This window comes from Cellulomonas flavigena DSM 20109, from assembly GCF_000092865.1.
Lineage (GTDB): Bacteria > Actinomycetota > Actinomycetes > Actinomycetales > Cellulomonadaceae > Cellulomonas > Cellulomonas flavigena.
The window spans coordinates 1,471,963-1,484,856 of the sequence record NC_014151.1 but is presented as its reverse complement, the minus strand read 5'-3'; the positions used below and the strand labels follow the sequence as shown (position 1 = coordinate 1,484,856).

Here is a 12,894-nt window from a genome sequence, read left to right as displayed (position 1 = left end):
GCTCGGCTCGAGCGCCCGTCCGCTCAGCGACCGTCGGCCTCCAGCAGCCTCAGCCACACCTCGCTGAGCGTCGGGTACGACGGGACGGCGTGCCAGAGGCGTGACAGCGGCACCTCGCCGACGACCGCGACGGTGGCCGCGTGCAGCATGTCGGCCACGTCCGACCCCACGAACGTGGCGCCCACGAGGACGTCCCGGGCGCGGTCGACGACGACCTGGGCACGTCCCTCGTACCCGCCGGCGGTCACGGTCGCGGCCGCGAGGTCGCCGAGCTCGTAGCCGAGCACCCCGACGTCCAGGTTCGCGTCGCGCGCCTGCGCCTCGGTCCGGCCGACCCACGCCACCTGCGGGCGCGTGAAGACCACCTGCGGCACCGCGGCCTCGTCGGCGGTCGCGCGGTACCGGGACCACGGCGTCGCGGCGGCCTCCGCCGCGCGTGACGGACGTCGTGGCGCGTCGGGACCGTCGGCGGTGCCCGCGGCACGCGGGTCGAAGCGCGCGGCGATCACGTCTCCCACGACGCGCGCGTCGTACTTGCCCTGGTGGGTGGTCGCGGTGCGGCCGGTGACGTCGCCCGCGGCGAACAACCAGCCGCCGTCGAGCGCCGTCACCTGCAACCGGTCGTCCACGGCGAGCGGCGCACCCGGCACCAGGCCGAGGGTCTCGAGCCCGAGGTCGGCGGTCGCGGCACGCCGGCCGGTCGCCACGAGCACCTCGTCGACCGTGAGCCGCTCGACGCGCTCGTCGCGCGGGCCGGAGCGGTGGGCGACGTCCAGGTGCACCTCGTCGCCGTCGCGGACCGCCGACGTCACCGACGCACCGAACGCAACGCGCACGCCGCGCGCGACGAGCGCCCGTGCGACCGCCTCGCCCGCGAACGACTCCGCCGCGGGGAGCAGCCGCTCACCGCGCACGAGCACGGTCACGTCGCTGCCGAGGTCGGCGAACGCCGTCGCCATCTCGGTGGCGACCACCCCACCGCCGACGACCGCGAGGCGCGGCGGCACGCGGTGCGCGGACGTGGCCTCGCGGCTCGTCCACGCTCGGACGCCCGCCAGCACCTCGGGCACGACCGCCTCGGAGCCGGTCGCCACGACGACGGCGTGCCGCGCCCGCACGGCGCGCACGCCGCCGTCGGCGCCCTCGACGACGAGGGCGCGCGGCCCGGTGAACCGGGCGTGACCACGCAGCAGCGTCAGGCCGGCCCCCTCGACCCACGCGACCTGCTCCGCGTCGTCCCAGTGCGCCGCGACCTCGTCGCGGTGGGCGAGCACCGCGGCCGGGTCGAGGTCACCGGTCACCGCGCCGTCCGCCCCGGCGACCGCGCGCACCGCCGCGAGGACGTCCCCGGGGCGCAGCAACGCCTTGGACGGCATGCACGCCCAGTACGAGCACTCGCCCCCGACGAGCTCCGGCTCGACGACCGCGACCTGCAGCCCGGTGCGGGAGGCGCGGTCGGCTGCGTTCTCCCCCACGGCCCCGGCTCCCAGGACCACCACGTCGAACTCGCTCACGTCGTCCGCCACGACCCCTCCGTCCCGTCCCCGTCGCACCATCGTGGCGCGACGCGGACCGACCTGCCCATCGAGGTCCGTCGCCGGGGACGACGACACCCCGCCAGGAGGGATCCTGACGGGGTGTCGTGGCTGGTACGCCCCCTGGGACTCGAACCCAGAACCCGCTGATTAAGAGTCAGCTGCTCTGCCAGTTGAGCTAGAGGCGCGCGGCTCGAAGAGATTAGCAGGCCCGACCGGCCGGGTGCGAACTCGTTCCCCGTCGGCGCCCCCGGGTGTGACCACACTCACGCGTCCGGGGTGTCGGCCTCGCCGCGCTCGTCCCACCACGCGTCCTCGGGCAGCCCCTCCTCGACGAGGATCTCCTCGGACGTCGGCGCGGACGGCGTCAGCAGGTCGACGAGCAGCGTGAGCGGCACGTGCTCGGCGAGCAGCTCCTGGGCGTGCTGCGTGGTGTCGACACCGAGGACGACGACGGACTCGTCGGGCTCGACGGACGAGGGCGCGCCCTCGACGTCGCCCGGCACCCGCTGCTCGTGCATGGCCGACCTCGTCTCGCCTCGTGACCGGGACCTCGGTCCCGACCTCCTCGCCCGACGATACGACGCCCGCCCGCACCGGGGCGAGATGCGACGCCGCCCCCGAGACGTCTCGTGACGCTCGTCACAGGTAGAGGCCCGTGCCCTCGCCGCCCGCCCGCGGGTCCGCGACGCCGTGCACGTCCTTCTCCCGCAGGAGCAGGTACGTCATGCCGGCGACCTCGACCTCGGCCCGGTCCTCCGGGTCGAACAGCACGCGGTCGCCGAGCTCGACCTGCCGCACGTGCTCGCCCGCGGCGACCACGGTCGCCCAGGCCAGTCGCTTGCCCACGGCAGCCGTCGCAGGGATGAGGATGCCGCCGCCGGTGCGCCGCTCGGCCGCGTCGGCGTCGAGCTCGACCAGCAGGCGGTCGTTGAGCATGCGCAGGGGAAGGTCCCGCCCGGGGGCGGTGCGGGAGGTGGGGGTCGCGTCGATCACGCGCCGACGGTACCCCCGCGGCCCTCTAGGTGTTGCGTCTCATCAGGTTGGTGACACCGCGCGGGGCGTGAGCGAGGGGTAGGCCCGCCGGCGGCAGGATGGGAAGTGCGACCAACACATCCGCGCCGAGAGAGACCTACCCCTCATGAGCCACGCTAACGCCCCGTTGACCCCTGCCGGCAGGCTCCGCCTGGTCCTGCGCTGCCAGACCTGTCCGATCGCTCACGTCGCTGCCGAGGCCGGGATCTCCCGACAGTGCCTGTCGAAGTGGAAGGCCCGCTACGAGCAGCTCGGCGAGGTCGGGCTGCTGGACCGTTCCAGCGTCCCGCACGCGAGCCCGACCCAGCTGGACCCGGGCGTCGTCGAGCAGATCGAACGCCTGCGCCGGGAGCACAAGTGGACCGCCCGCCAGATCCACCTCGAGCTGACCCGCAGCGGGCACCGCGTCTCGCTGGCGACGGTCTCGCGGTGGCTGGTCCGGCTCGGGATCAACCGGCGCCGGGACATCGACCCCGACGGGTCCACCAACCGCACCACGGGACGGATCACCGCGCGCTACCCCGGGCACATGGTTCACCTGGACGTGAAGAAGGTCGGACGGATCCCCGACGGCGGCGGGTGGCGAGCCCACGGCCGCGGCTCGACGCAGGACAAGGCCGCTCAGCGCGCCAAGACCTCCGGCGCCCGCGCGGGCTACGTCTACCTGCACTCCGCGGTCGACGGGTACTCCCGCCTGGCCTACACCGAGCACCTGCCCGACGAGACAGCGGCCACCACGATCGGGTTCTTCCACCGCGCCCGAGCGTTCTTCGCCGCCCACGGCATCGACCGACTCGTGCGGGTCGTCACCGACAACGGGGCGAACTACAAGGCCACCGCGTTCACCCGCACCGTCCTGGCGACCGCATCACGCCACCAGCGCATCCGCCCCCACACGCCCCGGCACAACGGCAAGGTCGAGCGCTACAACCGGATCCTGGCCGAGGAACTCCTCTACGCCCGGGTCTGGACCTCCGAAGCCGAGCGCGCCGCTGCGATCAAGGTCTGGAACGTCCACTACAACTACCATCGCGCTCACACGGCCGCCAATGACCGCCCCCCAGCCTCACGCCTGCGCGCGGGCGTCACCAACGTCATGACCCAGAACATCTAGGCTGACGCTCGTCGCCCATCCCCGACCCGCAGGAGTGACCCGTGCCCCGCCTCGCCGTCGGCGACACCGCGCCCGACCTCACACTTCCCAGCACCGCCGGCGGCACGCTGTCGCTGCAGGACCTCCGCGGCCGTGCGGTCGTCGTCTACTTCTACCCCGCGGCCGCGACGCCGGGCTGCACCACGCAGGCCTGCGACTTCCGCGACTCCCTGGCCTCGCTGACCGCCGCGGGCTACGAGGTCGTCGGCGTCTCGCCGGACCCGCTCGACAAGCTCGCGACGTTCGTCGCGGACCAGGCGCTGACGTTCCCGATGCTGTCGGACCCCGACCACGTGGCGCTCGAGGCCTGGGGCGCGTGGGGCGAGAAGAAGAACTACGGCCGCACGTACACGGGCGTGATCCGCTCGACCGTGGTCGTCGACGCCGAGGGCAAGGTCGCGCTCGCGCAGTACAACGTCAAGGCCACGGGCCACGTCGCGAAGCTGCGGCGCGACCTCGGCATCGACTGAGGCGCCGTCCCGGGTCGCGGCGGTCGTGCCAGACTCGGCACGCACGCGGGAGTGGTGAAACGGCAGCCACGCCAGGTTTAGGTCCTGGTGCCCGCAAGGGCGTGCGGGTTCGAGTCCCGCCTCCCGCACCACGACGACGGGGCCGGGGCTGCGCGCCCCGACCCCGTCGTCCTGCGTCGCGTCAGCGGAACGGCAGCTCCACCACGGAGTCACCGGTGCTCACCGACGTCGGGCTGCTGCCGATCGCGTTCCACACCGCGACCCGCACCGTGCCGTTGCGCAGGTCACCGAGCTCTCCGGTCACCCGGTCCAGGCCGACGGTCTGCGTGTAGCGCTCGGGGCCCGGCACCGGGTCGGTCGCGAAGTACCGGTACACCTCGACCCGGTCCCACGTCCCGTCGCCCGTGAGGTCGTACGAGACCGACACGCGCGTGCCGTTGCCGACCCGGGTGCCCGCGTCCAGCGCGAGGTCGAACGCCGTCGCGGCGCCCGTGGCGGTGCCGTTCAGGCCCGTGGCCTGCGCCACGACCGCGTCCGGCGCCTCGGTGGCCGTGTCGATCCCGCGCGCCGCCGGCACCTCGAGGGCGCCCGGCGCGCCCGGCGACGGCACGAGCGTGCCGCCGGGACCGAAGGCCAGACGGAACCCGCCCGCGGGCGTCGTCGGCTGGGGCTTCGGGGTCGGCTTCGGGCTCACCGTCGGCTTCGGCGTGGCCGTGGGCGTCGGCTTCGGCGTGGCCGTGGGCGCCGGCGTCACCGTCGGCTTCGGCTCGGTGGTCGGCTGCGGACCACCGGGACCGCCGACCGCGCCGCCGCCGGACCACGTGTGCGCACCCGTCGCGACGGTCTTGCCCGGCGGGACCTCGACCTTCGTCCCGTCACTGAAGACGACCGTGCGGGCCTTCGACGAGACGTTGGCGGCGACGTACGTCCGCGCACCGTCCTTGACGAACGCCGCCGACAGCGGGCTCGACCCGCGCACGGTGGTGTCGAGGTTCCCCAGCGCCGCCAGGTTGGCGACCCAGTGGTAGGTGTGCGCCCGCGACTCGCCCTCCTCGACGGCGTAGCCGGGGTCGGCCTCCAGCTGCTCCAGCGCCTCCTCGCCGTTACCGAGCGCGAGATAGCTCCACAGGATGTCCTGCCAGACCGTGGGCTTGCCGCCGTTGGCCTTGACGAGCTCGGCGTAGTTCTCGACCACGTCGTCGGGCCGGATACCGAGGTACAGGTGCGAGCCGGTGATGGGCAGCGTGTTGATGCCCTGGATCATCTCCGCCTCGGCGGAGAACCACGTCGAGTACGTGCCGCCGTCGCCCCAGACCATGCCGAGGGTCGTGTGGCCGAACTCGTCCGGGATCGCCTTGGCCTGGTCGAACCAGTACTCCTGGATCGTCGCGGCCTGCGTGGCGTAGAGGTACGCACCGGCGTCGCGCACCGCCGTGTTCCCCGTCGCCTCGCCCCACTGGACGAGCGCGCCCGCGAAGTTCTGGCCCTCGGAGCTCGACTCCTGGTTGTTGCCGGCCGCGAACGCACCGTGTCCCGAGGCCCAGTCGTGCCCGGCGTAGATGTCGAAGTCCCGCAGGTACGGGAACCGCGTCTCGGCGCGGTCGTACCCGTTGGCGTCGCGGATCAGCAGGTCGACCATGCCGCCGTACTGCTCGTCCGACGCCCACGCGGGGTCGAAGCGTGCGAGCGTGGCCGCTGCGGCGATGAAGTAGCCGTAGTGGAAGTGGTGGTCGTTGAGCTCGGTGTCCGAGCCGTAGGACGCGGGGTAGCCGATGAGGGTGCCCCAGCGCTCGTCGTAGGCGAAGACCTGCTCGGACTTGCCGGGCTCGGCGGTGAACCAGTCGGTCAGGGTGTCGCGGACCAGCCGCAGAGTGCGGTCGCGCACCTCGGTCTCGCCGAGCTGGTCGGCGATCTCGATGATCCGCGTGGCACGGCCCAGGGCCTTGCCGGTCCAGTAGGTGTCGGCCCGCAGGATCGGCAGCGGGTCGGCTGCGGCCTCGGCGAGCAGGCGGTCGAGCGTGGCACGGCCCTCGCCGTCGGCCGTCGCGACGGCCGGGACCTCGGGGAGGATGCCGGTGAACGGCGTCTCGGTGGTGAACGACGTGGTGCCCGCGTACGCCGTCATCGTGCCGCGCGGGCTCGGGTAGGTCGCGTCGAGCTCGTCGCCGTCGACGTCCGCGAGGTAGCGCTGCTGGTGCGGGTAGAGCGCGACGACGGCACCCTCGGCGTAGCCCTCGAGCGCGCTCGTCCCGATCTCGTAGGTCGTCGAGACCACGGCGCCGGCAGCGTCGTAGCTGTAGCTCGCCTCGGTGCTGGTGACCTCGGCGAACGCGGAGCCGGCGACCGCCTGGAGCGCCGCCTCGCGGTCGGCGTCGGTCGCGTCGGCGGCCGTGGCAAGCGCCGTCACCGCGAGGTAGCCCTGGCCCGCGAGCGAGGAGCGCAGCGTGGAACCGGAGACGTCCCAGCTCGCGCCCGACGGCGCGAACGCCGCGTAGTCGTGACCGTTGGCCGTGAACCCGACGGTGCTGCCGTCGCGCTGCCAGACGCGCACGTCGTGCTGCGAGCGCAGCAGGGCGTCACCGCCCTCGACGTGATACCAGGACGTGGGCAGGCCGTGCCCGATCGTGGCGCGCAGCGAACGCGTCCCGTCGGACCACGACGGTGTCACGGTCCAGTCGGTCCAGCCGGCGACCTGGACCGTCGGGGCGTCGAGGCCCGCGACACCGACCAGGACGTCCTGGACGTACGTGAAGTGGAACTCACCGATGCCGCCCTTCGTCCCGGACAGCGTCGCCTCGCGAGGCGTCGAGATCCCCAGGCCCGCGGGGGTGGGCTGGTAGGACGCGGGGTGCGCGTGCAGGGGTTCGCTCATGCGGCAGTCGAGGCGCTTGTACAGCAGCGACGACCACCAGTCGTTGGTCGGCAGCGGGCCCTGCGGCGCGTCCTCGGTCAGGGCCGAGCGGGGATCGGCCTCGATCGAGTCGCACCCCTCGGGCGTCGGACCGACGGGCGCGGCGGCGTACCCGCCGGCACCGACGTCGACGACGCCCTCGGCCGCCGTCGACGCGCCCGACGGCACGACGACGAGTGCGGCTGCGACGGCCAGCGCCAGTGCGGTTCCGGCCGCTGTCCGCCGCTGCGCGTGCGGCGCCGGGCCCCTGCTGCGGGCATGGTGGGATGGGGACCCCTGGGGGGTCCTGTGATGTGTTGACATGGTGTGTTGCCCCCAGGCGGCACGCTCGCACGCGGGCGTGCGGCGGGTCACCCTCTGTGAGAACGGTGCCCGGCGCCCTTGCCGCGCACCGCGACGCTCCCCGCACGACCCCCGTTGGTCGTGCTGCGATGAGTGCGGTCGTTAACCCCACGTTAACATTTCATTGACACGCGTCAACTCGACACCGGGACGTCACCTCCGCCCCGGGCGCGCCGCCCGGGGACGGCAACGGCGGAGGACCCCTGAGGGCCCTCCGCCGCGTCGTCGTGCCGCTCAGGCCGTGGCCTGGCGCTCCGCGATCTTCGCGCGGACCTCGTCCATGTCGAGCTCCTTGACGGCCGTGACGACCTGCTCGAGGGACGGCGCCGGTAGCGCGCCGGCCTGGTTGAACACCAGGACGCCGTCGCGGAACGCCATGAGCGTCGGGATCGACGTGATCCGCAGCTCCGCGGCGAGCTCCTGCTCGGCCTCCGTGTCGACCTTGGCGTGCACGATCTCGGGGTGCTGCTCGCTCGAGGCCTCGAACACCGGCCCGAACATGCGGCACGGGCCGCACCACGACGCCCAGAAGTCGACCAGGACGATCTCGTTGTCCTTGATCGTGTCGGCGATCGTGTCGGCGGTCAGTGTGGTGGTGGCCATGAGGTGTCTCCGTCCTGCAGGGGTTCGACGGGTACAGCGCCGCATCCCGCGCGGGTATTCCCGACCCCGTCGCGAGGCGATGCGGACGATGGGCGGCGAAGAGGGTAGAACTGCACGGTGACCGCGTCCGCCGAGTTCCCCCCTGGTCCCGAGCGCCCCGCCGGCTGGCTCGCCCGTGAGCAGATCGCCGCCGCCCGCGCCCAGCTGCCGATCCTCTACGTCGACGCCGTGCCCGTGCGCGTCGACGAGGCGGGCGACGTCGTCGCCGTCGGCCTGCTGCTGCGCGTGACCCCCGAGGGCGTCATGTCCCGCGCACTGGTCTCGGGCCGCGTGATGTACCACGAGCGCGTCCGTGACGCGCTGCTGCGGCACATCGAGAAGGACCTCGGCCCCGTCGCGCTGCCGCAAGTCCCCGCGTCGCCGCAGCCGTTCACGGTCGCGGAGTACTTCCCCACCCCCGGCGTCACGCCGTACCACGACCCGCGGCAGCACGCGGTGTCGCTCGCGTACGTCGTCCCCGTCACCGGCGACTGCCGGCCGCAGCAGGACGCGCTCGACCTCGCGTGGATCACGCCCGAGGAGGCCTGCACCGAGGCCGTGCAGGTCGAGATGAACGGCGGCCAGGGGCTCCTGCTCCGCCAGGCGATGGCGTGGGCCGGCCGCCTGCCGTGACCACCCGCCCGGGTGCGGCCCCCACCGCGACCCGGCCGCCGCGCGACACCGCCGCGCGCGTGCTGCACGCGGGCGTCGCGGCCTGCGCCACCCTGGGTGTCGCCGTGGAGGTCTCCCGGGCCCTGGTCACCGGTGACGGCGAGCGCCTCGTGCGGCTCTTCTCGTACTTCACGATCTGGACCAACGTGCTCGTCGCCGGGGTGTCCGTGCAGCTGGCGGCGCGCCCGCGGCACGACGGCCCGGTGTTCCGCGCGCTGCGGCTCGACACCGTGCTGTGCGTCGTCGTGACGGCCGTGACGGTGCACCTCGTCCTGGCACCGTACGTCCCCTCCGACCCCGCGGGGCGCGTCGCCGACGTCCTCACCCACGTCGTGACCCCGTCGGCGACCGTGCTGGTGTGGGCGCTGGTCGGGCCACGGCCACGGATCACCTGGCGCACGTGCGCCACCGCGCTGGTCCTGCCCGGCGCGTGGCTCGCGTGGACGTTCGCGCACGGCGCCGTGAGCGGCTGGTACCCCTACCCGTTCCTCGACGCGCGCCGGACCGGCCTCGCCGACGCGCTGCTGGGTGCCGCGACCGTCGTCGCGCTCGGCACCCTGCTCGGAGTGCTCCTGCGCCTGGTCGAGCGCGTCCTCCCGGCCGCGCCGCGCTGAGCCGCGGACGGCCGGCGGTCAGCCGCCGAGGTCCAGGTGCGGCCAGTCGGCGAGGTCGGCGCGCAGCTGACGGTCGTGCGTCGCGACGACGACCGCCGCCGACGTCGCGCGCAGGGCGGCCGTCAGCTCGTCGACCAGCCCGACCGACAGGTGGTTCGTCGGCTCGTCGAGCACCAGCACGTGCGGCGCGGCGAGCAGGGCCCGCGCCAGGTCGAACCGGCGCCGCTGCCCGATCGACAGCTCGCGCAGCGGTCGCTCGAGGTCGGCCTCGGTGAGCAGGCCGAGTGCGGCCACCGGCACGAGCGCGTCAGGGTCCAGCGCGCCCGCCTCGAGCAGGTCGAGAGCGTGCCGCGCGTACGCGTCGAACGCCGTCGGCCCGTCCCCGCGGGGTGTCGGGACGTGCTCGCCGGGACCCTCCTGCGCCAGGACACCGCACCGCACGCCGGGCGCGACGGTCCGCGCCCCGCGGTCCAGGCCGAGCGCACCCACGAGGGCGGCGAGCAGGGTCGACTTGCCCGCACCGTTGGCACCCGTGACCAGCAGCCGGCTCGCGGGCATCACCTCGACGCGCCTGCCCGGCAGGTCCAGACGCCCCGCGACGCGCGGCGCCCGCAGCTCCAGCAGGGCGCCTCCCGCGTAGCCCGGAGGCACCGACGGCAGGTCGGGGAACCGCAGAGCCGGGGGTGGCAGCGGCACCTCGACCGCCTGCGCCTCGAGCCGCTCGATCAGCCGGTCCGCGGCCTTGACGTGCTGGCGCGCCCGCGTGGCGCGGCGGTGCGGTTGCGACCCCTTGGGCGGTCGCCACTCGTCCGACAGGCCCTCGTACGACGCGTCCAGACGCTGCGCGAGCACGCGTGCCCGTTTGCGCTCCGCGCGGTACCGCGCGCGCCAGCGCCGCAGCATCTGGTCGCGCGCGAAGCGGTAGTCCGCATAGCGCGCGGCGCCGTAGAGCACGGGGCGCCCGTCCATCGCCGGATCCATGTCGAGGATCGCGGTCATGACGTCGTCGAGCAGGCGCCGGTCGTGCGTGACGATGACGACACCGCCGGTCCACTCGCGCAGCTGCGCCGTGAGGTGCTCGACACCGCCCGCGTCGAGGTGGTTGGTCGGCTCGTCGAGCAGCAGCAGGTCGGCGCGCTCGGCCAGCCGGCACGCCAGCCGTACGCGGTACCGCTCCCCCACGCTCAGCTCCGCCAGACGCCGCTCGCGGTCGCGTGGGGCCTGCAGGCGCGACAGGCCCTCGTCGACGCGTCGGTCGACGTCCCACGCGGAGAGCTGCTCGTAGCGGGCGATCGCCGCGGACAGCGCGCCGACGTCACCGCCGTCGTGGTCGAAGCAGTCGATGACGGCCTGCAGGTCCGCCGCTGCCGCCCGCGTCGCGGCCGACGTCGCGTCGACCAGCGTGCCGATCGTGTCGCCCTCGCCGACCGCGAGGTCCTGCTCGACGACCGCCAGCGTGCCGTGCCGGCGCACCGTGCCACCCTGCGGGTGCAGGCGACCGGCGAGCACGCCGAGGAGCGTCGTCTTGCCGGCTCCGTTCTCCCCGACCAACCCGATCCGGTCCCCGGGCGAGACCGTGAGGTCCAGCCGGTCGAGCACGGAGCGGCCCGGGTACCCGAAGGTCACGGCCTCGGCGACGAGCTGCACGTCCCCGGGTCGCCGTGCGGCCTGCTCGCTCATGCCCGCAGCGCCGCCACCAGGTGCGGGACGAGCGCGCGGAACGCCTGACCGCGGTGGCTGATCGCGTTCTTCTCCTCCGGGGCGAGCTCGGCGCACGTCCGCGTCCCCCCCAGGGGCACGAGGACGGGGTCGTAGCCGAAGCCGTTCGCACCCCGTGGCGCGGCCGCCAGCGTGCCCTCGAGCGTGCCGACCTCGACGTGCTCGGTGCCGTCCGGCGTCACGAGAGCCGCGGCGCACACGAACCGCGCACGCCGGTGCTCGGGTGCGATGTCCGCGAGCTGGGCGAGCAGCAGGTCGAGGTTCGCGGCGTCGTCCCCGTGCCGCCCCGCCCAGCGCGCGCTGAAGATCCCGGGCGCGCCGCCGAGCACGTCGACGCTGAGACCGGAGTCGTCGGCGACCGCGGGCAGGCCCGTCGCCGCCGCGAGCGCCCGCGCCTTGATCATCGCGTTCGCCACGAAGGTGACCCCGTCCTCGACGGGCTCGGGCGCGTGCACGTCACGCGCGCCGAGCACCGCGGCCGGGCCGAGATCCGGCAGGTGCGGTGCGAGGATCGCGCGCAGCTCGCCGACCTTGTGCGCGTTGTGGGTCGCGAGGACCAGTCGCGCGCCCTGCGGGACGACGACGCCGGGAGCCGTCACGGCGCGACCCCGAGGCCTGTGGAACGTGTCGCGGTGCCGTCGCCCGCCGGCGCGGCGAGCACGGCCGCCTGCAGCGCGGCGAGCTGCGCGGTGCCGGCGACGGCGAGGTCGAGGAGGGCGTCGAGCTCGGCCCGGTCGAACGGTGCGTGCTCGGCGGTGCCCTGGACCTCGACGAACGCACCCGCGCCCGTCGTCACGACGTTCATGTCGGTCTCGGCACGCACGTCCTCCTCGTAGGGCAGGTCGAGCACGGGCACGCCGTCGACGACGCCCACGCTGATCGCCGCCACGGAGTCGCGCAGCACCGTGCGACCGGGCTTCACGAGGCGCTTCGTCGTCGCCCACGCCACGGCGTCCGCGAGCGCGACGTACGCGCCCGTGATCGCGGCCGTCCGCGTGCCGCCGTCGGCCTGCAGCACGTCGCAGTCGAGGACGATCGTGTTCTCCCCCAGCGCGGCGACGTCGACGACGGCGCGCAGGGAGCGTCCGACCAGGCGCGAGATCTCGTGCGTGCGGCCGCCGACCTTGCCGCGCACCGACTCGCGGTCCGAGCGGCTGTTCGTCGCGCGCGGGAGCATCGCGTACTCGGCCGTGACCCAGCCCTCGCCGGAGCCCTTGCGCCACCGCGGCACGCCCTCGGTGAACGACGCCACGCACAGCACCTTCGTGCCGCCGAACTCGACGAGCACCGAGCCCTCGCCCGCGTCGAGGAACCGGCGCGTGATCGTCACGGGCCGCAGCTCGTCCGCCCGCCGCCCGTCCTTGCGCACGATCCGCGCACCACCGGACCCCGCCGCACCGACACCCGCTCCACCGACACCCGCTCCACCCACACCCGACCCAGCACTCACCATGCCCCCGACCCTACGTTCACCCCCGACCCCCCACCGAACCGTCCACCCTCCCTCGCCGACGCCGGCGGCGAGGAGCAGGCGGATCATCGGGTCCCCCTGCCACGCGTCCTGCCAGGTCCAACGGACCACGCGCGCTCCTGTCGCGCGGAGGCGGTCCTCGCGGAGCTTCTCCTGCCGGACGACCTCCTCGGCGACGTCGCCCTCCGAACGCCGGACCGCGCACGACGTGGACGTGGTCGTCGCGGCGGCCCACGAGCGGCAGTCCGTGGACGGCGGCGGCGGACCGGTGCGAGAGCACGGCGAGTGCGCCCTCGGACGCCTCCGCTGCCGCGACCGCGCGCAGGCGGT

Annotated in this window: 12 protein-coding genes and 2 tRNA genes; 5 read left to right on the top strand and 9 right to left on the bottom strand. The window is 74.4% G+C overall.

Annotated features, from left to right (window positions below):
• Positions 1–23 precede the first annotated feature (23 nt).
• The 4 genes from CFLA_RS06730 to CFLA_RS06715 form a co-directional block, all read right to left on the bottom strand.
• Positions 24–1,556 carry a dihydrolipoyl dehydrogenase family protein gene (locus CFLA_RS06730; RefSeq protein WP_052302810.1) on the bottom strand — a complete coding sequence of 511 codons (1,533 nt, stop codon included), beginning with the start codon at positions 1,554–1,556 and terminating at the stop codon, positions 24–26.
• 91 nt (positions 1,557–1,647) lie between these two features.
• A tRNA-Lys gene (locus tag CFLA_RS06725) sits at positions 1,648–1,723 on the bottom strand.
• A 78-nt stretch (positions 1,724–1,801) separates the two neighbouring features.
• Positions 1,802–2,056: a hypothetical protein gene (locus tag CFLA_RS06720; protein ID WP_013116568.1), complete on the bottom strand. Its 255-nt coding sequence runs from the start codon at positions 2,054–2,056 to the stop codon at positions 1,802–1,804.
• A 121-nt stretch (positions 2,057–2,177) separates the two neighbouring features.
• Positions 2,178–2,531 (bottom strand): GroES family chaperonin, encoded by a 354-nt coding sequence (locus CFLA_RS06715; RefSeq protein WP_013116567.1) that lies wholly within the window; start codon positions 2,529–2,531, stop codon positions 2,178–2,180.
• A 145-nt stretch (positions 2,532–2,676) separates the two neighbouring features.
• Between CFLA_RS06715 and CFLA_RS06710 the strand changes: the two genes are divergently transcribed.
• From CFLA_RS06710 to CFLA_RS06700, 3 genes are all read left to right on the top strand, one after another.
• A complete protein-coding gene (locus tag CFLA_RS06710) occupies positions 2,677–3,684 on the top strand; it encodes an IS481 family transposase (protein WP_013116566.1) in 1,008 nt (335 codons plus the stop codon).
• A 41-nt stretch (positions 3,685–3,725) separates the two neighbouring features.
• Complete coding sequence (bcp, locus tag CFLA_RS06705) at positions 3,726–4,193, top strand: thioredoxin-dependent thiol peroxidase (protein ID WP_013116565.1); 468 nt, start codon at positions 3,726–3,728, stop codon at positions 4,191–4,193.
• Between the two features lie 45 nt (positions 4,194–4,238).
• Positions 4,239–4,324 (top strand) — tRNA-Leu (locus tag CFLA_RS06700).
• A 50-nt stretch (positions 4,325–4,374) separates the two neighbouring features.
• Here the strand turns inward: CFLA_RS06700 and CFLA_RS06695 are convergent.
• Both CFLA_RS06695 and trxA read right to left on the bottom strand, forming a co-directional pair.
• Positions 4,375–7,272, bottom strand: a complete 2,898-nt coding sequence (locus tag CFLA_RS06695; RefSeq protein WP_222836776.1) for a glycosyl hydrolase — start codon at positions 7,270–7,272, stop codon at positions 4,375–4,377.
• Positions 7,273–7,680: 408 nt separating this feature from the next.
• Positions 7,681–8,049, bottom strand: a complete 369-nt coding sequence (gene trxA, locus CFLA_RS06690) for a thioredoxin (protein WP_013116563.1) — start codon at positions 8,047–8,049, stop codon at positions 7,681–7,683.
• A 117-nt stretch (positions 8,050–8,166) separates the two neighbouring features.
• Between trxA and CFLA_RS06685 the strand changes: the two genes are divergently transcribed.
• Both CFLA_RS06685 and CFLA_RS06680 read left to right on the top strand, forming a co-directional pair.
• Positions 8,167–8,721 (top strand): NUDIX hydrolase family protein, encoded by a 555-nt coding sequence (locus CFLA_RS06685; protein ID WP_013116562.1) that lies wholly within the window; start codon positions 8,167–8,169, stop codon positions 8,719–8,721.
• A complete protein-coding gene (locus tag CFLA_RS06680) occupies positions 8,718–9,374 on the top strand; it encodes a Pr6Pr family membrane protein (RefSeq protein ID WP_013116561.1) in 657 nt (218 codons plus the stop codon). The genes CFLA_RS06685 and CFLA_RS06680 overlap by 4 nt, the downstream gene beginning before the upstream one ends.
• 18 nt (positions 9,375–9,392) lie before the next feature.
• Here the strand turns inward: CFLA_RS06680 and CFLA_RS06675 are convergent, their stop codons facing one another.
• Genes CFLA_RS06675 through rph form a run of 3 tightly spaced genes read right to left on the bottom strand, consistent with a single transcriptional unit; the run spans position 9,393 to position 12,462 of the window.
• Positions 9,393–11,054, bottom strand: coding sequence for an ABC-F family ATP-binding cassette domain-containing protein (locus CFLA_RS06675; RefSeq protein ID WP_013116560.1), 1,662 nt, complete (start codon positions 11,052–11,054; stop codon positions 9,393–9,395).
• Positions 11,051–11,692, bottom strand: a complete 642-nt coding sequence (gene rdgB / locus CFLA_RS06670) for an RdgB/HAM1 family non-canonical purine NTP pyrophosphatase (RefSeq protein WP_013116559.1) — start codon at positions 11,690–11,692, stop codon at positions 11,051–11,053. Before rdgB ends, CFLA_RS06675 begins: the two co-directional genes overlap by 4 nt.
• Positions 11,689–12,462: a ribonuclease PH gene (gene rph, locus CFLA_RS06665; protein ID WP_013116558.1), complete on the bottom strand. Its 774-nt coding sequence runs from the start codon at positions 12,460–12,462 to the stop codon at positions 11,689–11,691. The genes rdgB and rph overlap by 4 nt, the downstream gene beginning before the upstream one ends.
• Positions 12,463–12,894 lie beyond the last annotated feature (432 nt).